Here is a 24,287-nt window from a genome sequence, read left to right on the forward strand (position 1 = left end):
ACCGACGACGGGTCCGGGGTCGGGATGGGTCAGCGGTGGTCGCTGCCCGTGGACTGGGTGGCCGCGCGGCCGGCTTCGAGGCGGGCTACCGGGATGCGGAAGGGGGAGCAGGAGACGTAGTCGAGGCCGACTTCGTGGAAGAAGTGGACGGACTCCGGGTCGCCGCCGTGTTCGCCGCAGACGCCGAGCTTCAGGTCGGGGCGGGTGGCGCGGCCGGCCTTGGCCGCCGACTTGACCAGGGAGCCGACCCCGTCCTTGTCGATCGTCTCGAACGGGGAGACCCCGAAGATGCCCTTCTCCAGGTACGCCGTGAAGAAGGAAGCCTCCACGTCGTCCCGGCTGAAGCCCCACACCGTCTGGGTGAGGTCGTTCGTGCCGAAGGAGAAGAACTCGGCCGCCTCGGCGATCTGACCGGCGGTCAGCGCGGCGCGCGGGAGTTCGATCATCGTGCCGATCGCCAGCTTCAGCCGCGTACCCGTCGCCGCCTCCACCTCCGCGATGACCTGGTCGGCCTCCTCGCGGACGATCTCCAGCTCCTGGACCGTGCCGACGAGCGGGATCATGATCTCCGCACGCGGGTCGCCCTTGGCCGCCTTGCGCTCGGCCGCCGCCTCCGCGATGGCGCGGACCTGCATGGTGAACAGGCCGGGGATGACGAGGCCGAGGCGTACGCCGCGCAGGCCGAGCATCGGGTTCTGCTCGTGGAGGCGGTGGACCGCCTGGAGGAGGCGGAGTTCGTTCTCGTGCGGCTCCTGCCGGGACTCGGCGAGGGCCACGCGGACCGACAGCTCGGTGATGTCGGGGAGGAACTCGTGCAGCGGGGGGTCGAGGAGACGTACCGTCACCGGCAGCCCGTCCATCGCCTCGAACAGCTCCACGAAGTCCTGCTTCTGGAGCGGGAGCAGCTGCTTCAGCGACTCCTCGCGCTCCGCCTCCGTGTCCGCGAGGATCAGCCGCTCGACCAGCTCACGCCGGTCCCCGAGGAACATGTGCTCGGTGCGGCAGAGGCCGATGCCCTGGGCGCCGAACCGACGGGCGCGCAGCGCGTCCTCGGCGTTGTCGGCGTTCGCCCGCACCCGCAGCCGCCGCTTGCGGTCCGCGAAGGCCATCATCCGGTGCACGGCCTCGACCAGCTCGTCGGCGTCGTCCGCGCCCGGGTGCATCCGGCCCTCGAAGTATTCGACCACCGGCGAGGGAACGACCGGCACCTCACCGAGGTACACCTTGCCGGAGGAGCCGTCGATGGAGATGACGTCGCCCTCCTCCACGACATGGCCGCCGGGGACGGTCATCCGCCGCCGCTTGGTGTCGACCTCCAGCTCCTCCGCGCCGCACACACAGGTCTTGCCCATGCCGCGCGCGACCACGGCCGCGTGGGAGGTCTTGCCGCCGCGCGAGGTGAGGATGCCCTCGGCGGCGATCATGCCGTCCAGGTCGTCGGGGTTGGTCTCCCGGCGGACCAGGATGACCTTCTCGCCCGAGCGGGACCACTTGACGGCGGTGTACGAGTCGAAGACCGCCTTGCCGACCGCCGCGCCCGGCGAGGCCGCGATGCCCCGCCCGACCTGCTCCGCCTTCGCGTCCTCGTCGAAGCGGGGGAACATGAGCTGGGCCAGCTGGGCGCCGTTGACCCGCTGGAGCGCCTCGGTCTCGTCGATCAGACCCTGGTCCACGAGCTGGGTGGCGATACGGAACGCCGCGCCCGCGGTGCGCTTGCCCACGCGGGTCTGGAGCATCCACAGCTTGCCGCGCTCGATGGTGAACTCGATGTCGCAGAGATCCAGGTAGTGGTTCTCCAGCGTCTCCATGATCTGCATGAGCTGGTCGTACGACGCCTTGTCGATGTTCTCCAGCTCCGCCAGCGAGACGGTGTTGCGGATGCCCGCGACCACGTCCTCGCCCTGGGCGTTCTGGAGGTAGTCGCCGTAGACGCCCTGCTGGCCCGAGGCGGGGTCGCGGGTGAAGGCGACACCGGTGCCGGAGTCGGGTCCGAGGTTGCCGAAGACCATGGAGCACACGTTGACGGCGGTGCCGAGGTCGTGCGGGATGCGCTCCTGGCGGCGGTAGAGCTTGGCCCGGTCGCCGTTCCAGGACTCGAAGACCGCCTTGATCGCGAGGTCCATCTGCTCGCGCGGGTCCTGCGGGAAGTCGCGGCCCGCCTCGGCCTTGACGATCTTCTTGAAGGCGGTGACCAGCTTCTTCAGGTCGGCCGCGTCCAGCTCGGTGTCGACCTGGACGCCCTTGGCCTCCTTGGCCTGCTCCAGCGCCTCCTCGAAGAGGTCGCCGTCGACGCCGAGGACGGTCTTGCCGAACATCTGGATGAGGCGGCGGTACGAGTCCCACGCGAAGCGCTCGTCGCCGGCCTGCTTGGTCAGGCCCTTCACGGACTTGTCCGACAGACCGATGTTCAGGACGGTGTCCATCATTCCGGGCATGGAGAACTTGGCGCCGGAGCGGACGGAGACCAGCAGCGGGTCGTCGGCCTGGCCGAGCTTCTTGCCCATGCGCTGCTCCAGCGCGTCGAGGTGCGCACTCACCTCGTCACGCAGTGCCGCGGGCTCCTCCCCACTGTCGAGGTAGACCTTGCACGCCTCGGTGGTGATGGTGAAGCCGGGAGGGACCGGCAGTCCGAGGTTGGTCATCTCTGCGAGGTTGGCGCCCTTGCCACCGAGCAGGTCCTTGAGGTCCTTGTTGCCCTCGGTGAAGTCGTAGACGAACTTCGCTACGTGAGGCTCTTTGTTTTCCGGCACGGGTCTCGACTCCTTGAGGCCGCGGTGGCTGCCCTGACGGCCAGGAACATACCCAGATCGAAGGCACCTGGGTACGTCCAGTAGTGCGTCATAAGCCTGTAACCAGCCGTCTGCCACAGGATCTAAAGCAAAGGCAGGGCAACGGGGCGGCCACACGTGTTTTCAACTCTTGAACGCATACCTCTGTTCAGGATGACTGCTCCGCTCACATGAGCAGACTTCGGCGCGTTTGATTTCGATCATTGAACGACCGAAGGGTGGCACCGAGTGCCACCCTTTGGAGAAGTGCAACCGCCAGCAATCCGCTCATCTGAGCACTCCCCTTATCAAGGGTGGCGAGAATCACGCTGCCACAGCCCCCGGATTTTCACCATGCGGACGGCGACGCGAGCCGGAAACACGGCCGACACGGGGTGCGCTCCGCGGGCGCGTCGCCGGAACGACGCCCGCAGCCCCGCCGGGCGGGCCCCGCGTCTTCTTACGGAACCCCCGGCCATCCCTGGGCCAGGGCGCGCCACCCGCCGCCCGCCTCGGTGGGGGAACTCCCGCTTCCTCGGCTCAGCCCCGCGCCACCCCTCGCAAACCCCCTCCGCAGGCGCGGGACGTCCACTCGTCCACGGGACGCGGCGGGGCGCCCCCGGCGTCCCCAGGCGCACCCACACCACCGACCCCGCTCTGCGCGGAGCGCCCTCTCACACCCCCAGTGCCGCCAACCGCTCTTCCGCCCGCTCCGGCGCGTACAGGTGCTCCACCACCAGTGCCCCCGCGCCGATGACCCCCGCCCGTTCCCCCAGCCGTGCCGTCACCACGTCCAGGTGGGCCGTGGAGCGGGGCAGGGCGCGCTGGTAGAGGAGTTCGCGGACGCCGGTCACGAACGGCGTGCCCGCGAGGTCGCCCGCGATCATGAGGACGCCGGGGTTGAGGAGGGTGACGACGGTGGCCAGGACGTCTCCGACCTGGCGTCCGGCCTCGCGGGCGAGGGCGGCGGCCTGGGGGTCGCCCGCCGCGAGGAGTTCGCGCACGTCGGAGCCGGACTCGGCCGGCACGCCCGCCTCCGCGAGCCGCCGGGCCACGGCGCCCCCGCTGGCGACGGCCGCGAGGCAGCCGTAGGAGCCGCACCGGCACAGCGCGTCGGTGCCGACGCGGATGTGCCCGATGTCGCCCGCGCCGCCGTCGATGCCCCGGTAGAGCGCGCCGTCCACGACGACCCCGGCGCCGATGCCGGTGGACACCTTGACCAGGACGAACGCGGCGCAGTCGGGGTGAGCGGTGCGCTGCTCGCCGTAGGCCATGAGGTTGGCGTCGTTGTCCACGAGGACCGGGACGGCGGGGGCGCCGGTGTGCTCGGTGAAGGCGCGGGAGAGACGTCCCCTTATGTCGTAGCCGTCCCAGCCGGTCATCATCGGGGGCTGGATCACGCGTCCGGTCTCGCTGTCCACGGGGCCGGGCACGCCGAGCCCGATGCCGCAGACCTCCTCGGGGCGGTGGCCCGCCTCGGGGAGCAACCGGGCGAACCAGCGGCCGAGTTCGGCGAGGACCGCCTCGGGTCCCGCCTCCACGACGAGGGTGCCGGAGTGCTCGGCGAGGATCTCGCCGGTCAGCGTGAGGACGGCGGCACGGGCGTGCCGGGTGTCCAGGTCGGCGGCGAGGACGACCGCGTGGGAGCCGTCGAACTCCAGGGTGACGGCGGGGCGTCCGCCGAGCGGGGAGTCCACCGGGCCGCCTGCACCCTCGCGCAGCCAGCCCGCGCGGAAGAGCCGGTCCAGGCGGTGGCCGACGGTCGCGCGGGACAGTCCGGTCATCTGCTGGAGGGCGCCGCGGGTGACCGCGCGCCCGCTGCGCACCAGTTCGAGCAGGTCCCCGGCGCTCGCCTGGGCCCCTCCCCTGGCCGCCTTTCCCGTCCTGCCGACCCGTCCGGTCATGCACACCCCCTTGTGTTCCTCAAGCTTGCATTACATATTGAGTTTTGCGTGTTAAATAGACGTAACCCTGCGGTAGACACAACCAAACCTGGCCGGCCGGACGTCTTCGGGGAGCCCCGAGTGGATCGCACTGCCCAGCTCACTGCCCGTGTCGCGGAGCGCGAGATCGCATACGATCCGCCGCCCACGGCGTCGTTGCACGTCAGGGCCGCCCGCGTATTGCAGACGAACTGGACGGGTGCCTCGACGGTCCCCTCGCGGAGCCTGTATCCGCACCAGTGGTCCTGGGACTCGGCGTTCATCGCGGTCGGGCTGCGCCATCTGTCGCCGCTGCGGGCCCAGACCGAACTGGAGACGCTGCTGGCCGCGCAGTGGGCCGACGGGCGCGTGCCGCACATCGTCTTCCACCCCTCCGTGCCGCTCGACGCGTACTTCCCGAGCCCCGACTTCTGGCGCTCCTCGACCGCCGGGCGCGCCGCGGGCGCCCCGCGCACCGTACAGACGTCCGGCATCGTGCAGCCACCCGTGCACGCGCTGGCCGCGTGGCTGGTGCACCGGGCCGACCCGGGCCTGTCGCGGGCGCGTGGCTTCCTCGCCCGGGTGTATCCCCGGCTGGCCGCCTGGCACCGCTATCTGCTGCACCGGCGCGACCTCGGCGGGGGCGGTCTGGTGTCGGTGGTGCACCCCTGGGAGCAGGGCATGGACAACAGCCCCTGCTGGGACGCCCCGTTGGCCCGCGTCTCCCCCGCCCCGGCCCGCTCCTTCCGCCGCGCGGACCTCGCCCACGGCTCCCCCGAGGACCGGCCGACGGATCTGGACTACGGGCGGTACGTACGCCTCGCCGCCGACTACCGGGACGGTGAATACGCCGACGGCGGCGGCGAGTTCGCCGTGGAGGACCCGGCGTTCAACGCGCTGCTCATCGCATCCGAGCACGCACTCGCCGAGATCGCACGGGAGTTGGGCGCCTGCGGCACCGCGCGCCACGCCCGCGCCGAGCGGCTGACGACGGCCCTGGTGGAGCGGCTGTGGGACGCGTCGTACGGCATGTTCCTCTGCCGGGACCTGCGCGGCGGCGGCCCGGTGCGCGAGCGGAGCGTGTCGGGACTGGTCCCGCTGCTGCTGCCGGGACTGCCCCGCGAGGTGGCCGCCGCGCTCGTACGCACCCTGCGCGGCCCGCACTTCGGGCTCGGCGGCACCACGCGACTTGTGCCCAGCTACGACCTGCTGGCCGAGGCGTTCGACCCGCACCGCTACTGGCGCGGTCCGGCGTGGTTCAACACCGCCTGGCTGATCCAGCGCGGGCTGCGGGCGCACGGCGAGGGGCAGTTGGCGGACGGACTGCGCGCCGCCTTTCTGCGCACGGCGGATTCCTCGGGTTTCGCGGAGTACGTCGACCCGTACACCGGCGCGCCCTGCGGTGCGCCCGCGTTCGGCTGGACGGCGGCCCTCACCCTCGACCTGCTGCACGGCGAGCCGGGGAGCGACGGGCTTACGGACAACGGTGATTCGCACGACACGCTCCTGAGCCACACCGGCGGCAGGACGGACGAGGGAGGGGACCGATGACGGAGCGGCATCATCTGTTCGTGCGCGGGGCGACGTTCGCCGCCGTCGGGGACGGGGGCGACATCGGCGGGGTCCGCGGCGGCGGCTCCCCGGACGGGGTGTTCGTGCGGGACGCCCGGCATCTCAGCCGCTGGCAGCTCACCGTGGACGGCGCGATGCCGGAGGTGCTGACGCCGGTCGCGGACGGGGACACGGCGCGGTGTGTGCTGGTGCCGCGCGGGGGGCGTCAGGAGCCGCCGCCGTACACGCTCTGGCGCGAACAGGCCGTCGGGGACCGGGCGTTCGTGGAGTCGCTGAAGGTCACCAGCAATCTCGCGGTGACCACCACGGTGCGTCTCGGGCTCACCGTGGACGCCGACTTCGCCGACCAGTTCGAGCTGCGCTCCGACCACCGTACGTACGCCAAGGCAGGCGCCGTACGCACCCGCCAAGTCCTGGACGACGGCATCGAGTTCGGGTACCGGCGCGGTGAGTGGCGGTCCTGTACGGCGGTCACCGCCGAACCGGCGCCGGAGGCGGTGGAGGAGACCGGGACGGGGGCGCGGCGGCTGGTGTGGACGCTCGAACTGCCGCCGTACGGCGGCGCGGAACTGCTGCTGCGGGTGATGGCCCGGCCGCACGGCGACCGGCGTGCGGTACGGGTGCCGCGTTCACCCGGCGCCGTGCGTGAACAACTCCGTGATCTCCAGGTTCGGTTCGTGGAAGGCGTGGCCTTTCCGACCGGCTGGCCGGAGCTGGCGGCCGCCTGTGCGCGGGGGCTGGACGACCTGGCCTCGCTCCAGGTCCCGGCGACGGGTCCGGACGGTGAGGAGCTGCGTGTACCGGCGGGCGGGGCACCCTGGTTCCTCGCGCTGCTCGGCCGGGACGCCCTGCTGACCGCGCTGTTCGCGCTGCCGTACCGGCCCCAACTGGCCGCCGACACGCTGCCCGCGCTCGCCGCCGCCCAGGCCACCGGCACCGGCACCGGCCGCTCACCGCTCGCCCAGCCCGGCAAGATCGTGCACGAGGTGCGCCACGGCGAGCTGGCCCACTTCGGGCAGGTGCCCTACGGGCGGTACTACGGCTCGGTCGACGCCACCCCGCTCTTCCTCGTGCTGCTCGGCGCGTACGTGGAGCGCACGGGGGACGCCGCGCTCGCCCGGCGCCTGGAGCCGCATGCCCGCGCGGCGATCGGCTGGATGCTGGACCACGGCGGGCTGACCTCGCGCGGCTATCTCGTCTACCGCGCCGACGAGGGCGGCCTCGCCAACCAGAACTGGAAGGACTCCCCCGGCGCGATCTGCTGCGCCGACGGCACCCGGCCGACCGGCGCGGTGATGGCGGCGGGCGCGCAGGGGTACGCCTACGACGCGCTGCGCCGCACCGCGTGGGTGGCGCGGACGGTGTGGGACGACGGGACGTACGCCGCGCTCCTCGAACAGGCGGCGGCCGACCTCCGCGACCGGTTCCAGCGGGACTTCTGGATGCGGGAACGGTCCTTCCCCGCGCTGGCGCTGGACGGCGAGGGCCGCCGGATAGACGCGCTGGCGTCCGACGCGGGGCATCTGCTGTGGTCGGGGCTGCTGGACAAGGAGTACGGGGAGCTGGTGGGCCGTCGTCTGCTGGAGCCGGACTTCTTCTCCGGCTGGGGCGTCCGCACCCTCGCCTCCGGCCAGGCGGCCTACCATCCCCTCTCCTACCACCGGGGCTCGGTGTGGCCGCACGACAACGCGCTCATCGCCCTCGGACTCGCCCGCTACGGTCTCCACGACGAGGCGCGCGCGGTCGCGCACGGGCTGGTGGACGCGGCTACGGCGGGCGGTCACCGGCTTCCCGAAGTCCTGGCGGGGTACGACCGCGACACGCATCCGGAGCCGGTACCGTACCCGCACGCCTGCGTACGGGAATCCCGTTCGGCCGCGGCCCCGCTCGCGCTCCTCACGGCGGTCGGGGGCGCGTGACATCAGCCTTGACCGGGCGTTTGCCCGGTATTTGCCGAGCGCCCTGAACGGGGGTCGGCGGCGGACCGTACGGAAGGGCGGCGGGCCAGGCGGACCGGACCGGAACCGGTCCCGCCCAGCCTCCCCAGCGCGGCCCGCCCCCTCTCTCCCCGCCCCAGCCCGCGCACGGAAGGACCCCCGGGTTGCCTCAGCAGAAGAACACGAGCCAGTCACCGATCCCGGCGGGGGGAACCGACACCGTTGCAGCGGAGGCCCCTCCGGGGGGCGCGGACGAGAAGTCGGCTCCGGCGAGGACGGCCACCTCCGCGCAGGGCCCGAACGCCGGCGCCGACAGCCCTGCGGGGGGCACGGACGAAGGTGCCGCCCCGGCGAAGTCCCCCTCGGCCGGGCGCGCGACGGCCGCCTCCGTGGAGGACGGGGACTCCTCCCCGGAGGCCGCCTCCGAGGGGTCCGCCTCGGCCCGGAGCGCGTCCACCACCCCGGCGCGGGGGGCGAAGACAGGTTCCGCCCAGGGAAAGGCCGGCGAAGCGACCCCGGCCGACGTGGCCGCCCCCGCGCGGGACACGGACTCCGCCGAGGGCGCGGACAGCACTCCGGCCGGGAGCGCGGACCCGTCCAAGGACGATCCGGCGGGAGCGAAGGGCACCGCTGCCGCGGACGCCCCCGCGAAGCGCACCGACGCGACCTCTGCCGCGAGCGGCTCCGACGACGCGGCACCGGACGACACGGAAACCACCGCCGCCGAGGGCCACCCGGCGGAGTCCGACTCCGACACCGACAGGCGCCCGGCCACCGGCGACACCGACTCTCCCGCATCTCCCTCCCGGGCCGCCCGTTGGCGAGCGAACAACCCGGGTCCCGCCCGAGCCCTCTCCCTCGCCGTCACCGTCGTCGCCGCGATCCTCGTCGTCATGGCGCTCGTGATGCCCAGCAGCATCGTGGGGATCGGCCCGTCGAAGTTCCTCCGGCTCCCGGGGGAGGCGATCGTCGGCGCGGCCGTGATGCTGGCGCTGCCCCGGCGCCCCAGGGTGATCCTCGCCGCCGTCTCCGGGGTCGTGCTCGCCGCGCTGACGGTGCTGAACTGGCTGGACATGGGGTTCCACCAGTACCTGGGCCGGAACTTCAACATGGTCCTCGACTGGACGCTGCTCGGGGACGCGCAGTCGTATCTGGAGGACTCGCTCGGCCGGACGGCGACGCTCGCGGCGACGGCGGGACTGATCGTCGCCGTGCTGGCGATGTTCGTCGTGCTGGCCCTCTCCGTCGTGCGGCTGAGCGACATCGTCGCCCGGCACCAAAGCACCGCCACCCGCGCCACGTTGATCGCCGGGGTCGTCTGGATCACCTGCTCCTCCCTGGGGCTGGAGATCGCCGGTGTGCCGCTGGCGTCGGACACGACCGCCGTGGTGATGCGGAGCCAGACCGAGCGGGTGAGTGAAACGCTCAAGGACGAGGCGGAGTTCGGGAAGGTCGCGAAGGTGGACGCCTTCGGCAACACGCCCCCCGCGCAGCTCGTGCCCGACCTCCGGGGCAAGGACATGCTCTTCACATTCATCGAGAGCTACGGCCGCAGCGCGATCGAGGACCCGATCATGGCGCCCGGCGTGGACAAGACCCTGGACGAGCGCACCAGGGCGCTGGCGAAGGCCGGTTACCACGCCAAGAGCGGCTGGCTGACCTCCGCGACGTACGGCGGCAGCAGTTGGCTCGGCCACTCCACCAGCCTGTCCGGCCTGTGGATCAGCAACCAGCAGCGCTACCGCACGGTAATGGCCAGCGACCACCTCAGCCTCACCAAGGTGTTCAAGAAGACCGGCGACTGGGACACCGTCGGTGTGATGCCGGGCGTGCAGAAGGCGTGGCCGGAGCAGAGCTACTACGGCCTCGACAAGGTCTACAACGCCTTCGAACTCGGCTACAAGGGACCGAAGTTCAGTTGGTCCACGATGCCCGACCAGTACGCCCTGGAGCAGTTCCAAAAGCGCGTCCACGGCAAGAAGCGCACCGACGGCAAGGCACTGATGTCGGAGGTCATCCTGACCTCCAGCCACCAGCCGTGGGCGCCGATCCCGAAGATGGTCGGCTGGGACCAGCTCGGCGACGGCTCGGTCTTCAAGGGCATCGAGGCGGCGGGCAACAAGTCGGCCGACGTCATCGCCGACACCACCAAGTCCCGTGAGGAGTACGGCAAGTCGATCCAGTACTCGGTGACCGCGCTCACCCAGTGGCTGACCCGGTACGGCAGCAAGGACACCGTGCTGGTCTTCCTCGGCGACCACCAGCCCATCGCCCGCGTCAGCGGCAACCACGCCAGCCGTGACGTGCCGATCTCCATCGTCGCCAAGGACCCGAAGGTGCTGGACAAGGTGGCGGACTGGGGCTGGTCCGACGGCCTGCGCCCCGCGCACGACGCCCCGGTGTGGAAGATGAGCGCCTTCCGCGACCGCTTCCTGACGGCGTACGGCTCCACCCCGCACCCGAAGAAGGGCTGAACGAGCGGCAGGACGTACGGAGTTCGGGCCGGTCCCCCACGGGGGGCCGGCCCGAACCGTCGCTTCTCAGTCGCGGAACTCCGTGGGCTTGGTGCCGGGAGGCGCGGTGCCCGGTTCGAGGCGGACCACGATGCCCTTGGACGTGGGCTGCCTGCTGATGTCGGCGATGCTGTTCAGCGGGACCAGCGGCTGCACCTCCGGGTAGTAGGCCGCCGCGCACCCCTTGGTGGTGGGATACGGGATGACCTCGTAGCCGTCGACCCGCCGCTCCACGTCGTCGTCCCAGACGCCGATGATGTTGACGAAATCGCCTCTGGAGAGACCGAGTTCGGCCATGTCGTCCGGGTTGACCATGATGATGTTCCGGCGTCCGTGGATGCCCCGGTAGCGGTCGTTGTCGGTGTACGGGATGGTGTTCCACTGGTCGTGCGAGCGCATACTCTGCAGCACCAGATGGCCGGGCGGCGCGGTGGACATGTCCCAGTCGTTGCAGGTGAACATGGCCTTGCCGGTGGCGGTGGCGTAGACGCCCTCGTTCACCGGGTTCGGCAGCTTGATGCCGCCGGGGCGGGCGACGCGCCGGTTGAAGTCGTAGAAGCCCGGGATGATCTGGGCGACCCGGTCGCGGATGTTGCCGTAGTCCGACTCGAAGTCCCGCCAGGGGATGGTGGACTTGCCGTCGAAGGTGCGGTCGGCGAGCCGGCACAGGATGGCGACCTCGCTGAGCAGCAGCCGGGAGGCGGGGCGGAGCTTGCCGAAGGAGGTGTGCACCTCGCTGGAGGTGTTCTCCACGGTGACGAACTGCACGCCGCTCGCCTGGATGTCGATCTCGGTGCGGCCCAGACAGGGCAGGATCAGCGCGGTGTCGCCGGTGACCGTGTGCGCCTTGCTGAGTTTGGTGGAGATCTGCGCGGTGAGGCGACACTTGCGCATCGCCTCGTCGGTGACGTGGGTGTCGGGGGCGGCGCGGACGAAGTTGCCCGCGAGCGACAGGAACACCTTGACCTTGCCCTCGCCCATGGCCTGGATGGCCTTGACGGAGTCCATGCCGTGGTGACGGGGCGGGTCGAAGCCGAACTCGGCCTTGAGGGCGTCCAGGAACTCGTCGGGCATCTGCTCCCACACGCCCATGGTGCGGTCGCCCTGGACGTTGCTGTGCCCGCGCACCGGGCTCGCGCCACAGCCCACCCGGCCCAGATTGCCGCGCAGCATCAGGAAGTTGACGATCTCCCGGACGGTCGGCACGCCGTGCCGCTGCTGGGTGACGCCCATGGCCCAGCACACGATGACGCGCTTGGCGCGCAGCACGTAGTCCCGGACCTCCTCGATCTGCTCCTTCGTGAGCTGGGTTGCGGTGAGGATGTCGTCCCACGAGACGGTGCGGGCGTGCCGGCTGAACTCCTCGAAGCCGGAGGTGTGGTCGGCGATGAAGTCGTGGTCGAGCACGGTGCCCGGGGCCGCGTCCTCGGCTTCCAGGAGCAGCCGGTTGATGCCCTGGAACAGGGCGAGGTCGCCGCCGCTGCGGATGTGCAGGAACAGGTCCGAGATCTTGACGCCGTCACCGATGACGCCCCGGACCTGCTGCGGGTTCTTGAACCGCAGCAGGCCCGCCTCGGGCAGCGTGTTCACCGAGATGATCTTGCCGCCGTTGTCCTTGGTCTTCTCCAGCGCGGAGAGCTGGCGCGGATGGTTGGTCGCCGGGTTCTGGCCGACCAGGAAGACCAGGTCGGCCTGGTAGAAGTCCTCGAGGGCGACCGTTCCCTTTCCGGTGCCCAGCGTCTCGTGCAGGCCGAAGCCGCTGGTCTCGTGGCACAGGTTGCTGCAGTCGGGCAGATTGTTGGTGCCTAGGGCGCGGGCGAAGAGCTGGAGCAGGAAGGCCGACTCGTTGCTGGCACGTCCCGAGGTGTAGAAGACGGCCTCGTCGGGGTGGTCGAGCGCCTTCAGTTCATCGGCGATCAGGCCCAGGGCGTCGTGCCAACTGATCGGCTCGTAGTAGTCGGAGCCGGGCCGCTTGACCATGGGTTCGGTGAGACGGCCCTGCTGGTTCAGCCACAGGTCCGACTGCTCGTTCAGCCAGGACACCGGGTGGGCGCGGAAGAAGTCACGGGTGATCCGGCGCGCGGTTGCCTCGTCGTTGATGTGCTTGGCGCCGTTCTCGCAGTACTCGTTCATGTGCCGGTGGCCCGGCGCGGGGTCGGCCCAGGCGCAGCCGGGACAGTCGATGCCGCCGACCTGGTTCATCGTCAGCAGGGTGGTGGCGGTGGTGCGCAGCGTCGTCTGGTCGAGGGAGTACTCGAGCGCGTGCGTCACCGCCGGGACGCCCGCCGCCCACTTCTTGGGCGGGGTGACGACCAGGGGCTCGTCGGGCTCGTGCTTCGGCGCCTTCTTCATGGGAACTGCCTCTCGCTCTGTCCGGCGTCACGTCCGTGTCCCCCTGACCTGCGTGTTCGGCTATGGCGGGTGTGCGGTCCGGGCCTCAGCCCACGGGCCACTTGGGCACCCGGCTCCGGGGCGGGTTCGGCTCCGACGGGGTCACCCGGCCGTTGTGGATGGAGCCACGCCAGGCGCCGTTCGCGGCGCCGAGGCCCTCGATGACTTCCTTGAAGTTGTCGAGAGCCTCGCGGACGGCCTGTTTCACGCGCTGGGCGGAGCCGGGCAGCCTGTCCAGCAGGCCGTGCGGCTCGATGTGCAGATGGACCTCGATCACCGCCCGGTCCGGTCCTGCCGCGCGGAAGTACACCTCGCCCCAGTGCCTGGGGTGCCGCTCCGCGTCACGCCAGGCGATCAGCGAGTCCGGCCGCTGTTCGACGATCTCGGCCATGAACTCCCGGGGAAGCGGCCCGACCCGGACCTTCCAGCGGGTCATCGCGGGCCCCACCTGATCCACCCGCAGCACGGGTCTCATCATCCGGGGAAAGCTCTTGAACTGCGTCCACTGGTCGTACGCCGTACGCACCGGCACCTTGACCTCGACGGACTGCTCGATGGTGCTCATGATCCACCCGCTTCCAGGCACGGTTGCCTCAAGTCTTGCGGGAGCACCGAGGGGTCGCCACAGCGGAGACACCCTTTCCGGCAGGGCATGTGCGAGCTTTTACGGCGACGTTCGCGGCATGGGAGCGTGGGTGCCGCGGCGCGGCGCGGCCGGGGACTCGCAGATGCGAGGCGCGAAGGATCTTCCGGCGCGGGGTCCTGGACCGGCCGCCCGAGCCCTCAAACCGGCTGTGAGAGCCCTCTTCCCGGCCTGTCGGCCGGTGCGGTGCGTGCGAGGGAGCCGGGTCCGGGAACGGCGAAGGGCCGAGCCCCCGAGCGGCCCGGCCCTTCTCGCGCACCCGACGGCACTCAGCCGCCGGACGTGTCCAGTTCCGCGTCCTCACCGACGCCCGCGCAGTCGTACGGGTCCTTCAGCCAGCCGTCCGGCAGCACCACGCGGTTGTTGCCGGAGGTGCGCCCGCGCGGGCCGTCGGCACCGGTGGGCCAGGGCTGGTCGAGGTCCAGCTCGTCCAGCCCGGCGCGCAGCGCCTCCAGCGACGAGGTGATCGCGAGCCGCTTGCGCATCTCGGAGCCGACCGCGAAGCCCTTGAGGTACCAGGCGACGTGCTTGCGGAAGTCGACCACGCCCTTCGCCTCGTCGCCGAGCCACTCCCCGAGCAGGGTGGCGTGGCGGACCATGACGTCGGCCACCTCCTTCAGGCTCGGGCGCGCCAGTTCGTCCGTACGCCCCTCGAAGGCGGCCACCAGGTCCGCGAACAGCCACGGCCGGCCGAGGCAGCCGCGCCCGACGACGACGCCGTCGCACCCGGTCTCGCGGACCATGCGCAGCGCGTCCTCGGCGGACCAGATGTCGCCGTTGCCGAGCACCGGGATCTCCGGGACGTGCTCCTTGAGCCGCGCGATGGCCTCCCAGTCGGCGGTGCCGCCGTAGTGCTGGGCGGTGGTACGGCCGTGCAGCGCGATCGCGGTGACGCCCTCCTCGACGGCGATGCGGCCGGCGTCGAGGTAGGTGATGTGGTCGTCGTCGATGCCCTTGCGCATCTTCATGGTGACCGGCAGGTCGCCCGCGCCGGAGACGGCCTCGCGCAGGATGGCGCGCAGCAGGTTCCGCTTGTACGGCAGCGCGGAGCCGCCGCCCTTGCGGGTGACCTTGGGGACCGGGCAGCCGAAGTTCAGGTCGATGTGGTCGGCGAGACCCTCCTCCGTGATCATGCGGACGGCCTTGCCGACGGTGGCCGGGTCGACGCCGTACAACTGGATCGAGCGCGGCTTCTCGGTCTCGTCGAACCGGATGAGCTGCATGGTCTTCTCGTTGCGCTCGACCAGCGCCCGGGTGGTGATCATCTCGCTGACGAACAGGCCCTTGCCCCCGCTGAACTCCCGGCACAGCGTGCGGAAGGGCGCGTTGGTGATCCCCGCCATGGGTGCGAGCACGACGGGCGGCGCCACGACGTGCGGGCCGATGGAGAGGGGCTGGTTCATCAGGGGCTCCGGGTCGGATGTCGGTGGGGCGGCGGTGGCCCGTGGGGCGTGGCCCCGTCGCCGGTGGGCCGGGGGCCGTGGTGCCGGTGGGCGGGGCCGTGGTGCCGGTGGGGCGAGGGCCGCCGTCCATTGTCCCTCATGTCCCCCGGGTGGCCGCCCTTTCGCCGATATCCGTGCATTGGTAATTAGTTAGCCGCACTATTGAAATGGGCGTACGATGGAGCCCATGCCCGAGCTCAGCCACCGGCGGCGGCTGCTCGTGCTCGCGATCTGCTGCATGAGCCTGCTGATCGTGAGCCTCGACAACACCGCCCTGAATGTCGCGCTCCCCTCGATGCAGCGCGAACTCCACGCGACCACCTCCGGCCTCCAGTGGACGATCGACGCCTACACCCTGGTGCTCGCCTCGCTGCTGATGCTCGCGGGCTCGACCGCCGACCGGATCGGCCGCAGACGCGTCTTCATGACCGGCCTGACGATCTTCACCGTCGGCTCCCTGCTGTGCTCCCTGGCGCCGAACCTCGAACTGCTCGTCGTCTTCCGCATGATCCAGGCGGTCGGCGGCTCGATGCTCAACCCGGTGGCGATGTCGATCATCACCAACACCTTCACCGACCCGCGCGAGCGGGCGCGGGCCATCGGCGCGTGGGGTGCGGTGGTCGGCATCTCCATGGCGGCGGGTCCGCTGGTCGGCGGGCTCCTGGTGGAGTCGGTCGGTTGGCGCTCGATCTTCTGGGTCAACCTGCCGGTGGGCGCGGCGGCCCTGCTCCTGACGCTTCGCTTCGTCCCCGAGTCCCGCGCGCCGAAGCCGCGCCGCCCGGACCCGGTCGGCCAGCTCCTGGTGATCGCCCTGTTCGGCTCCCTGACGTACGCGATCATCGAGGCGCCGGACGCGGGCGCGGCGACGGTACTGCCCTTCGGCGCGGTCGCGCTGGCCGCGCTCCTCGCCCTGCTGATCTACGAACCCCGTCGCGCGGAACCCCTGATCGAACTGCGCTTCTTCCGCTCGGCCCCCTTCAGCGGGGCGACGGTGATAGCGGTGAGCGGCTTCGCGGCACTGGGCGGCTTCCTGTTCCTGTCCACGCTCTACCTCCAGAACGTCCGCGGCCTGGACGCGCTCCACGCGGGCCTCTGGATGCTCCCGATGGCCGCCCCGACCCTCCTGTGCGCGCCCCTCTCCGGCCGTCTGGTGGGCAGCCGAGGTCCCCGCATACCCCTGCTTCTGGCCGGCGCCGCGATGACCCTGAGCGGCATCCTCTTCGCCGCCTTCGAAGCGGAGACCTCCAACCTCACCCTCCTCGCCGGCTACGTCCTCTTCGGCATCGGCTTCGGCTTCGTCAACGCCCCGATCACCAACACGGCGGTCTCGGGAATGCCCCGCGCCCAGGCGGGCGTGGCAGCGGCGGTCGCCTCCACGAGCCGCCAGCTGGGCCAGACCCTGGGCGTGGCGGTGGTCGGCGCGGTCCTGGCGTCCGGCATCGGCGACTCCCCCTACCGCGACACCTTCGTCTCCGCCGCCCGCCCCGGCTGGTGGATCCTGACGGCATGCGGGGCGACGGTCCTGGTCCTCGGCTACGTCACGAGCGGCCGCTGGGCCCGGGCCACGGCCACCCGCACGGCGGAGCGGCTGGAGGCACCGGAGGTGCGGGAGTCGGTGGGGGCGGGGCGGGCCTGAGCCGCGTACCGGCCCACTCGATGCCGGGTCCGTCCCGCCGCCGACGGCTCCGGCCCGTTCACCCCGCCGCGCACGCCAGCTCGTACAGTCGCTCCAGCCGCTGCCGCGTCTCCTCGTTCTTCGGGGTGTAGATCACCATCCGGGGGCCCGGGTCGGGGCCCAGCCACAGGTCGGTGTGTTCCAGGGTGAGGTGACCGACGTAGGGGTTGAGGAACTCCTTCGTCTTGGAGCGGTTGCCGACGACCTCGTACCGCTCCCAGTGTTCGCGGAACTCGGGGAGTGCCTGGAGGCGCTTCAGCAGGACTTTCCAGGCGGGTTCGCCGAGGTGGCCGGCGAGGGAGGCGCGGAGGCGGGCGGCCATGAGGCGGAGGGTGTCGTCGAGGTGGACGATCGAGGAGCGCCAGTCGGGGTGGGTGTAGGCGAGGAGGACGCAGTTGCGGTCCTCCGGCGGGACGGCGTCCAGGTCGCAGAGCAGCCGGGCGTAGGCGCGGTTGTAGGCCAGGATGTCGTACCGGCTGTTCTGCACGGCGGCGGGGTACGGCTCCATCTGGCGCAGCGCGTCCCGCAGGGCCGGGGTGAGGCTCGGGCAGATCGCGGCGGGCGTGGGGTCGGTGGCCCCGGCCAGCTGGAAGAGGTGGGCGCGCTCGCTGGGGTCGAGCAGCAGGGTGCGGGCGAGGGCGTCGAGGACCTGGACCGAGACCTGGATGTTGCGCGCCTGCTCCAACCAGGTGTACCAGGTCACGCCCACCGCGGAGAGGTGCGCGACCTCCTCCCGGCGCAGTCCCGGCGTACGGCGCCGCGCGCCCCGCGGCAGCCCCACCTGCTCGGGGGAGATCCGCTCACGGCGGCTGCGCAGGAACGTGGCCAGCTCATGGCGCCGGATCTCCGCGCTCTTGGTCACGGGGGCGGTGGTTCCGGCGGTGATTTCCTGGGCCATGGTCGACATGGTTCCAGGATGCGGCCGCCCTCACCCAGTTTCCAGGTACTTCTGCCACCAGGATGAGCGGGAATCGGTACCAGGTTGCCTGCTCCGCCCGGCTCGGACGGAGGGGATTGGCGGGTAGTTCCGGTACCAGGATGAGAACACTCTGGTACCCGTCTGTGCCGCGCCGCAGGCTCGTGAACATGACCGAGACCCTCAACCGCGCGCCCACCGTGCGCGCCCCGGCGGCGGCACCCACCCTCACCGGGCCGGGCCTGCTCACCGTCCTGCTGGCCGCGGCACTCCCGCTGGTCGACTTCTTCATCGTCAACGTCGCCCTGCCCGCGATCGGCACCGACCTCCACGCGAGCGAGGCCGTACTGGAGCTGGTCGTGGCCGGGTACGGCGTCACCTACGCCGTCCTGCTCGTCCTCGGCGGCCGGCTCGGCGACCTCTTCGGCCGGCGGCGGCTGTTCCTCGCCGGCATGGCCGCCTTCGGGCTCACCTCGCTGGCGTGCGGGCTCGCGCCGGGCGCGTGGAGCCTGGTCGCGGCGCGGGCGGCCCAGGGTGCGTCGGCCGCGATGATGCTCCCGCAGGTGCTCGCCACCATCCAGGCCACGACGACCGGCGGCCGCCGCGCCCGCGCGATGAGCCTGTACGGCGCGACGGCGGGGCTCTCCATGGTCATCGGCCAGATCCTGGGCGGCGTCCTGGTCGCCGCCGACATCGCGGGCACCGGCTGGCGGTCGATCTTCCTCGTCAACGTGCCCGTGGTCGTCCTCGGCCTGGTACTCGCCGTCCGCCGTGTCCCCGACACCCGCTCCCGGCACCCCGAACCGGTGGACGTACCGGGCACCGTCCTGCTCGCCGTCGCCCTTCTCGCGCTGCTCGCCCCGCTGACCGAGGGCCGCGCGACCGGCTGGCCGCCGTGGACGTGGCTGTCGCTGGCCGCCTTCCCGGTCGCGGCCTGGGCGTTCTACGCCGTCGAGCGGCGCGCGGACCGGCGCGGGCACACCCCGCTGCTGCCGCCGAGCCTGTTCGCGGCGCCGTCGCTGCGGCGCGGGCTGCTGATCATCGTGCCGTTCTCGCTGGGCTTCAGCGGGTTCATGTTCGTGATCGCGCTGAGCCTTCAGCAGGGGGCGGGGCTCGGGCCGGTGAAGGCGGGGCTCGCGCTGGCGCCGATGGCGGTGTCGTTCCTGCTCGTCTCGCTGGCGGGGCCGCGGCTGATCGCCCGTTTCGGCACGCGGGTGGTGGCCACCGGGGCCGTGCTCCAGGGCATCGGCATCCTGCTCATCGCGCTGGCCGTGTGGCGGGACTGGCCGCACCTGGGTCTCGGCACGCTGCTGCCGGGCGCGGCGGTCGCCGGTGCCGGACAGGCCCTCCAGTTGCCCAACCTGCTGCGCATCGTCCTGTCGGAGGTACCGTCCGCCCGCGCCGGAGTGGGCAGCGGGGTCCTCACCACCACCCAGCAGGCGTCCCTCGCCCTCGGTGTGGCCACTCTGGGCGCGCTGTTCCTCGGCCTGATCCCTCACCTGGGGATGCGGGACGCGCTGCTCGCGGCGCTCGTCACGCAGTTGGGAGCGATCCTCGTCACGGGGCTGCTGAGCCTGCGGCTGCCTCGCGAGGTGGGGTGAGGAGGCGGGAGGCGTGAAGGCGCGTGAGGGGCAGCACATGGGCCGGGTGTGTGCCGGGCACGGCGGCTCCGCCCGGGTGCGCCCGGCCCCCGTTGCCCGCGCCCGCTGTGACGGTCCCCACCCTCCGTTCCCGCCCCCGCCCCACTCCCCGTGCTGCACACTCCGCCCATGGAGAGCAGGGGTACGGGGACTGTGCGCCGGTGGGACCGGCATGGGCGGGTGCACGAGGTGGGGGTACGGCAGGACGGGCTGCGCCGGGTGATCAGTTGCGGGACCTGCGGCTGGCGGGAGGGGGCGCGGTTCCTGCCGTGGGGCAGGGCGGAGGAGCACCTGGAGAAGGCGGCGGCACATCTGGCCGAGGCCCATCAGGCGACGGTCGACCCCGCGCGGCGATGAATCCGCGCCGCCGTGGGAGTCGTCACCAGTGACGTCCCACGCCGACCGGAAGGCGATCGCCATGACCGCACTGCACGACACCCTGACCCAGTACGTCGACGACGGCCGCCTCCCCGGCGCGGTCGCGCTGGTCGCGCGCGGAGACGACGTCGAGGTGGTGACCGTCGGACACGCGGACGAGGGCCGGAGCGTGCCGATGGCGCGGGACTCGCTGTTCCGGATCGCCTCGATCAGCAAGCCCCTCACCGCCGCCGCGCTGATGATGCTGGTCGAGGACGGCCGCGTCGCTCCTGAGGACCCGGTGGAACGGTGGCTGCCGGAACTGGCCGCGCCCATGGTGGTGCGGACACCGGAGAGCCCGGTGGACGACGTGGTCCCCGCCGAGCGGTCCATCACCGTGGAGCACCTGCTCAGTTCCCGGCCGGGCTGGGGCTTCCCCGCCGACTTCTCGCTGCCCGCGGTCACCGCGCTGCTCACCGTGCAGAACGGCCGCTTCCCGCACACCTACCCGGCCCTCGACACCTGGCTGGCCGAACTCGCCAAGGTGCCGCTGCTGAACCAGCCCGGCGAGGCGTGGCTCTACAACACCGCCTCCGACCTCCAGGGCGCCCTGATCGCGCGGGCGTCCGGCAGCACGCTCCCGGAGTTCATGGCCGAGCGGATCTTCGAGCCCCTCGGCATGAAGGACACCGGCTTCTCCGTGCCGGAGCCGGAGTGGCACCGGTTCACCACCGCCTTCCGCCCGGGCGAGGACGGCACCGCCGAGGTCTCGGACGACCGCGTGGACGACTGGAAGCGGCTCCCCGGCTTCCCCTCCGGCGCGGGCGGCCTGGTCTCCACCGCCGACGACTGGCTGGCCTTCGCCCGGATGCTGCTCGCCCGCGGCGAGAGCCCCGAAGGGCGCCGTCTCCTCTCCCCGGAAGCCGTGACCCGCATGACCACCGACCGCCTCACCCCGGCCCAGCGCGAGGCCAGCCCGCTCTTCCTGGAGGGCCAGGGGTGGGGCTACGGCGGCTCGGTGGACATCGCCCGCACCGAACCCTGGACCGTCCCCGGCCGCTACGGCTGGGTCGGCGGCACCGGCACCACGGCCCACCTGATCCCGGCCACCGCCAAGGTCACCGTCCTTCTCACCCAGGTCGCCATGACCGGCCCCACCCCACCGGCGGCGATGCGCGACTTCTGGCGCGTCACCGCCTGAGCGGCGGCCGGCGCCCGGCGGACTACCCGGCCGCCCGCAGCCCCCGTATCAGCAGCCCCACCACCGCCTCGAAGTCCGTCTCGATCTCCGGGCGCTGCCAGTCGCGGGCGTGGCAGGGGTCGTGGAAGCGGGCCGTGGCCTGGAAGACGGCTCGGGCTTCGGCGGTGGGGTCGGCCGGGCGGAAGGTGCCCGTGTCGACTCCGGCCCCGATGATGGTGGCGAGTTGGCCGGTGAGGTCGGTGATGTGGTCGCCGACCGTGGCGCCGTTCTCGTCGGCCAGGACGCTGTAGGTGGCGAAGAGCTCGGGGTCGTCACCCGCCTTGTGCCGCTTGGCCTCGAACAGGGCGGACAGCCAGTCGCGCAGCCGTTCCTCGGCGGGGCCCGGGCCCCCGGCGATGCCGGCCAGCTTGAGCGAGGTGCGGTCCAGCCAGCGCTTGGTCACCGCCTCGCGCAACGCCGCCTTGGTACGGAAGTGGCGGTAGACACTGCCGTGGCTGACACCGAGCGCGCGGGCCACGTCCACCACGGTGGCTTTGGCCGGGCCGTGGCGGCGCAGCACCTCCTCGGTCGCTTCGAGGATGCGCTCGGCGGTCAGGGTCTCGGTCGCTGCCATGTCCTAGACCGTACCTGGCGGGAAGGCGGCCGTGACCGGCGGAGACGGGTCCTTTCGCCGGGCGCCCGGGCCGCGTCTCACCGCTCGCTGTCGAGCATGGCCATCTGGGCCGGGGCGTACCGCTCCCCCGCCGCCGCGTCCGCCGGTACGGCCTCCTCGATGGCCGCGAGGTCGGCCGTGTCCAGGGTGACGTCGAGCGCGCCCAGTGCCTCGGAGAGCCGCTCGCGGGTGCGGGCGCCGACCAGCGGCACGATGTCCTCGCCCCGGGAGAGCACCCAGGCGATGGCGATCTGGGCGACGCTGGCGCCCTTCTGCTCGGCGATCTTGCGCAGGGCGTCCACCAGGGTCAGGTTGTGCTGGAAGTTCTCGCCCTGGAAGCGCGGCGAGAAGGCACGGAAGTCGGTGGCCTCGAAGTCGCGGTCGGCGGTGATGTGGTTGGAGAGGAGTCCGCGCGAGAGGACGCCGTACGCCGTGACGCCGATGCCCAGTTCGCGCAGGGTGGGCAGGATCTCGCGCTCGGGACCCCGGGAGATCAGCGCGTACTCGATCTGGAGGTCGGAGATCGGGGCCGTCGCGGCGGCCCGGCGGATGGTGTCGGGGCCGACCTCGCTGAGGCCGATGTGCCTGACCCAGCCCTTCTCGACCAGTTCCGCGACGGCGCCGACCGTCTCCTCGATCGGCACGTCCGGGTCGAGACGGGAGGGGCGGTAGATGTCGATGTGGTCCACGCCGAGGCGCTGGAGGGAGTAGGCGGCGAAGGTCTTCACGGCGGCGGGGCGGCCGTCGAAGCCCAGCCAGGCGCCGTCCGGGTCGCGCAGGGCGCCGAACTTCACGCTCAGCACGGCGTTCTCCCGCAGGTGGGCGGGGGCGGTGCGGAGGGCTTCGCCGACCAGCAGCTCGTTGTGGCCCATGCCGTAGAAGTCGCCGGTGTCGAGGAGGGTGACGCCCTCCTCCAGGGCGGCGTGCACGGTGGCGAGGGCCTCCGGGCGGTCCGCCTCTCCGTACATGCCGGACATGCCCATGCAGCCGAGGCCGAGGGCGGAGACCTGGGGGCCGGTGGTTCCGAGATTGCGCGTGGGGATCGTCATGCGTCCAGCCTGGCACGACGACTGACAGAATTCAATATCTGTCATCTGTTATTTGTCATCCGCTCGCGGGTAGGAGCCCCTCGGGCGCCCGGTGCGGGCACGAAAAAGCCCACCCTCCGGCCCGGAGGACCGGACAGGAGGGTGGGCGGAGATGAAGAGGTCAGGCGCCGATGAGACGGGCGGCGAGGTAGCCCTCGATCTGGTCGAGGGAGACGCGCTCCTGCTTCATCGTGTCGCGCTCGCGCACGGTCACCGCGTTGTCCTCGAGCGTGTCGAAGTCGACGGTCACACAGAACGGGGTGCCGATCTCGTCCTGACGGCGGTAGCGGCGGCCGATGGCGCCGGCGTCGTCGAAGTCGATGTTCCAGTTCTGGCGCAGCGCCTGGGCGAGACCCTTGGCCTTCGGGGACAGCTCGGGGTTGCGGGAGAGCGGGAGCACCGCGACCTTGACCGGGGCCAGGCGGTGGTCGAGGCGCAGCACGACGCGCTTCTCCATCTTGCCCTTGGCGTTGGGCGCCTCGTCCTCGGTGTAGGCGTCGAGGAGGAAGGCCAGCATGGTGCGGCCGACACCGGCGGCGGGCTCGATGACGTAGGGGGTCCAGCGCTCGCCGGCCTCCTGGTCGAAGTACGAGAGGTCCTGGCCGGACGCCTTGGCGTGGGCGCCGAGGTCGTAGTCGGTCCGGTTGGCGACACCCTCGAGCTCGCCCCACTCCGAGCCGCCGAACGAGAAGCGGTACTCGATGTCGGCGGTGCGCTTGGAGTAGTGGGAGAGCTTCTCCTTCGGGTGCTCGAACCAGCGCATGTTCTCCTCGCGCAGACCGAGCCCGGTGTACCAGTTCCAGCGCTGCTGCATCCAGTACTCCTGCCACTCCTCGTCCTCACCCGGCTTGACGAAGAACTCCATCTCCATCTGCTCGAACTCGCGGGTGCGGAAGATGAAGTTGCCGGGCGTGATCTCGTTGCGGAAGGACTTGCCCATCTGGGCGATGCCGAACGGCGGCTTGCGGCGCGAAGTGGTCTGCACCTGGGCGAAGTTGGTGAAGATGCCCTGGGCGGTCTCGGGACGCAGGTAGGCGACGGAGCCGGAGTCCTGGGTCGGGCCGAGGTGGGTGGAGAGCAGACCGGAGAACTGCTTGGGCTCGGTGAAGGTGCCCTTGTTGCCGCAGTTGGGGCAGTTCAGGTCGGCCAGGCCGTTCGCCGGGGCGTGCCCCTTCTTCTCCTCGTACGCCTCTTCCAGGTGGTCCGCGCGGAACCGCTTGTGACACGAGGTGCACTCGGTCAGCGGGTCCGTGAAGGTGGCGACGTGACCGGAGGCGACCCAGACCTCGGGGGCCAGGATGACGGACGAGTCGATACCGACCACGTCCTCGCGCGACGTCACCATGTAGCGCCACCACTGACGCTTGATGTTCTCCTTGAGCTCGACACCCAGCGGTCCGTAGTCCCAGGCGGCACGCTGTCCGCCGTAGATCTCACTGCACGGGAAAACGAAGCCACGGCGCTTGCTCAGGCTGACGATGGTGTCGATCTTGTCGGCGGCCACGGTGCTCTCTTCATTACGACGACGGGCGTTGAAGCGAGATGCTTCCAGCGAATGATTCAGGTTACC

Annotated in this window: 16 protein-coding genes; 7 read left to right on the plus strand and 9 right to left on the minus strand. The window is 71.5% G+C overall.

Annotated features, from left to right (window positions below):
• Positions 1–29: 29 nt before the first annotated feature.
• Together ppdK and ACWEEU_RS12500 are read right to left on the minus strand one after the other, a co-directional pair.
• The gene (ppdK, locus tag ACWEEU_RS12495) at positions 30–2,750 is read right to left on the minus strand and encodes a pyruvate, phosphate dikinase (protein ID WP_385743559.1); all 2,721 of its coding nucleotides are present in this window, start codon (positions 2,748–2,750) and stop codon (positions 30–32) included.
• 692 nt (positions 2,751–3,442) lie between these two features.
• Positions 3,443–4,672 carry an ROK family protein gene (locus ACWEEU_RS12500; RefSeq protein ID WP_385743557.1) on the minus strand — a complete coding sequence of 410 codons (1,230 nt, stop codon included), beginning with the start codon at positions 4,670–4,672 and terminating at the stop codon, positions 3,443–3,445.
• 120 nt (positions 4,673–4,792) lie between these two features.
• On the opposite strand from ACWEEU_RS12500, the gene ACWEEU_RS12505 reads away from it, so the two are divergent.
• From ACWEEU_RS12505 to ACWEEU_RS12515, 3 genes are all read left to right on the plus strand, one after another.
• A complete protein-coding gene (locus tag ACWEEU_RS12505; protein ID WP_451731424.1) occupies positions 4,793–6,241 on the plus strand; it encodes an amylo-alpha-1,6-glucosidase in 1,449 nt (482 codons plus the stop codon).
• Complete coding sequence (locus ACWEEU_RS12510; protein ID WP_451731427.1) at positions 6,238–8,181, plus strand: amylo-alpha-1,6-glucosidase; 1,944 nt, start codon at positions 6,238–6,240, stop codon at positions 8,179–8,181. The genes ACWEEU_RS12505 and ACWEEU_RS12510 overlap by 4 nt, the downstream gene beginning before the upstream one ends.
• 911 nt (positions 8,182–9,092) lie before the next feature.
• Positions 9,093–10,673 (plus strand): alkaline phosphatase family protein, encoded by a 1,581-nt coding sequence (locus tag ACWEEU_RS12515; RefSeq protein ID WP_385743595.1) that lies wholly within the window; start codon positions 9,093–9,095, stop codon positions 10,671–10,673.
• 66 nt (positions 10,674–10,739) lie between these two features.
• Here the strand turns inward: ACWEEU_RS12515 and ACWEEU_RS12520 are convergent, their stop codons facing one another.
• The 3 genes from ACWEEU_RS12520 to dusB all read right to left on the minus strand — a co-directional run bounded on the left by ACWEEU_RS12520 (position 10,740) and on the right by dusB (position 15,149).
• On the minus strand, positions 10,740–13,064 hold the full coding sequence (locus ACWEEU_RS12520; protein ID WP_451731429.1) for an FdhF/YdeP family oxidoreductase: 2,325 nt from the start codon (positions 13,062–13,064) through the stop codon (positions 10,740–10,742).
• A gap of 85 nt (positions 13,065–13,149) precedes the next feature.
• Positions 13,150–13,668 (minus strand): SRPBCC family protein, encoded by a 519-nt coding sequence (locus ACWEEU_RS12525; RefSeq protein WP_385743549.1) that lies wholly within the window; start codon positions 13,666–13,668, stop codon positions 13,150–13,152.
• Between the two features lie 347 nt (positions 13,669–14,015).
• Positions 14,016–15,149, minus strand: a complete 1,134-nt coding sequence (gene dusB / locus ACWEEU_RS12530; RefSeq protein ID WP_385743547.1) for a tRNA dihydrouridine synthase DusB — start codon at positions 15,147–15,149, stop codon at positions 14,016–14,018.
• Positions 15,150–15,375: 226 nt separating this feature from the next.
• Between dusB and ACWEEU_RS12535 the strand changes: the two genes are divergently transcribed.
• Positions 15,376–16,824: an MFS transporter gene (locus ACWEEU_RS12535; protein ID WP_385743545.1), complete on the plus strand. Its 1,449-nt coding sequence runs from the start codon at positions 15,376–15,378 to the stop codon at positions 16,822–16,824.
• A 58-nt stretch (positions 16,825–16,882) separates the two neighbouring features.
• On the opposite strand, the gene ACWEEU_RS12540 is transcribed toward ACWEEU_RS12535, so the two are convergent.
• A complete protein-coding gene (locus ACWEEU_RS12540; protein ID WP_451731434.1) occupies positions 16,883–17,770 on the minus strand; it encodes a helix-turn-helix transcriptional regulator in 888 nt (295 codons plus the stop codon).
• A 179-nt stretch (positions 17,771–17,949) separates the two neighbouring features.
• Here ACWEEU_RS12540 and ACWEEU_RS12545 point away from each other — a divergent pair, with 179 nt between their 5' ends.
• From ACWEEU_RS12545 to ACWEEU_RS12555, 3 genes are all read left to right on the plus strand, one after another.
• Complete coding sequence (locus tag ACWEEU_RS12545; protein WP_451731437.1) at positions 17,950–19,380, plus strand: MFS transporter; 1,431 nt, start codon at positions 17,950–17,952, stop codon at positions 19,378–19,380.
• A gap of 168 nt (positions 19,381–19,548) precedes the next feature.
• Positions 19,549–19,776, plus strand: coding sequence for a hypothetical protein (locus ACWEEU_RS12550; RefSeq protein ID WP_385743539.1), 228 nt, complete (start codon positions 19,549–19,551; stop codon positions 19,774–19,776).
• 61 nt (positions 19,777–19,837) lie between these two features.
• Positions 19,838–20,977 carry a serine hydrolase domain-containing protein gene (locus ACWEEU_RS12555; RefSeq protein WP_451731441.1) on the plus strand — a complete coding sequence of 380 codons (1,140 nt, stop codon included), beginning with the start codon at positions 19,838–19,840 and terminating at the stop codon, positions 20,975–20,977.
• A 22-nt stretch (positions 20,978–20,999) separates the two neighbouring features.
• Here ACWEEU_RS12555 and ACWEEU_RS12560 read toward each other — a convergent pair whose 3' ends face one another.
• The 3 genes from ACWEEU_RS12560 to ACWEEU_RS12570 all read right to left on the minus strand — a co-directional run bounded on the left by ACWEEU_RS12560 (position 21,000) and on the right by ACWEEU_RS12570 (position 24,221).
• Complete coding sequence (locus tag ACWEEU_RS12560; protein ID WP_385743535.1) at positions 21,000–21,590, minus strand: TetR family transcriptional regulator; 591 nt, start codon at positions 21,588–21,590, stop codon at positions 21,000–21,002.
• 77 nt (positions 21,591–21,667) lie between these two features.
• A complete protein-coding gene (locus ACWEEU_RS12565) occupies positions 21,668–22,678 on the minus strand; it encodes an aldo/keto reductase (RefSeq protein WP_385743533.1) in 1,011 nt (336 codons plus the stop codon).
• A gap of 160 nt (positions 22,679–22,838) precedes the next feature.
• Positions 22,839–24,221, minus strand: coding sequence for a glycine--tRNA ligase (locus ACWEEU_RS12570; RefSeq protein ID WP_018545240.1), 1,383 nt, complete (start codon positions 24,219–24,221; stop codon positions 22,839–22,841).
• Positions 24,222–24,287: the final 66 nt, after the last annotated feature.

It is taken from the genome of Streptomyces sp. NPDC005004 (genome assembly GCF_053600675.1).

Coding starts and splice junctions, on each gene's coding strand:
- ACWEEU_RS12500 (WP_385743557.1), bottom strand. CDS start 4,672: ATGACCGGACGGGTCGGCAGGACGGGAAAGGCGGCCAGGGGAGGGGCC.
- ACWEEU_RS12510 (WP_451731427.1), top strand. CDS start 6,238: ATGACGGAGCGGCATCATCTGTTCGTGCGCGGGGCGACGTTCGCCGCC.
- ACWEEU_RS12515 (WP_385743595.1), top strand. CDS start 9,093: ATGGCGCTCGTGATGCCCAGCAGCATCGTGGGGATCGGCCCGTCGAAG.
- ACWEEU_RS12520 (WP_451731429.1), bottom strand. CDS start 13,064: ATGAAGAAGGCGCCGAAGCACGAGCCCGACGAGCCCCTGGTCGTCACC.
- ACWEEU_RS12525 (WP_385743549.1), bottom strand. CDS start 13,668: ATGAGCACCATCGAGCAGTCCGTCGAGGTCAAGGTGCCGGTGCGTACG.
- dusB (WP_385743547.1), bottom strand. CDS start 15,149: ATGAACCAGCCCCTCTCCATCGGCCCGCACGTCGTGGCGCCGCCCGTC.
- ACWEEU_RS12535 (WP_385743545.1), top strand. CDS start 15,376: ATGCCCGAGCTCAGCCACCGGCGGCGGCTGCTCGTGCTCGCGATCTGC.
- ACWEEU_RS12540 (WP_451731434.1), bottom strand. CDS start 17,770: ATGTCGACCATGGCCCAGGAAATCACCGCCGGAACCACCGCCCCCGTG.
- ACWEEU_RS12545 (WP_451731437.1), top strand. CDS start 17,950: ATGACCGAGACCCTCAACCGCGCGCCCACCGTGCGCGCCCCGGCGGCG.
- ACWEEU_RS12550 (WP_385743539.1), top strand. CDS start 19,549: ATGGAGAGCAGGGGTACGGGGACTGTGCGCCGGTGGGACCGGCATGGG.
- ACWEEU_RS12555 (WP_451731441.1), top strand. CDS start 19,838: ATGACCGCACTGCACGACACCCTGACCCAGTACGTCGACGACGGCCGC.
- ACWEEU_RS12560 (WP_385743535.1), bottom strand. CDS start 21,590: ATGGCAGCGACCGAGACCCTGACCGCCGAGCGCATCCTCGAAGCGACC.
- ACWEEU_RS12565 (WP_385743533.1), bottom strand. CDS start 22,678: ATGACGATCCCCACGCGCAATCTCGGAACCACCGGCCCCCAGGTCTCC.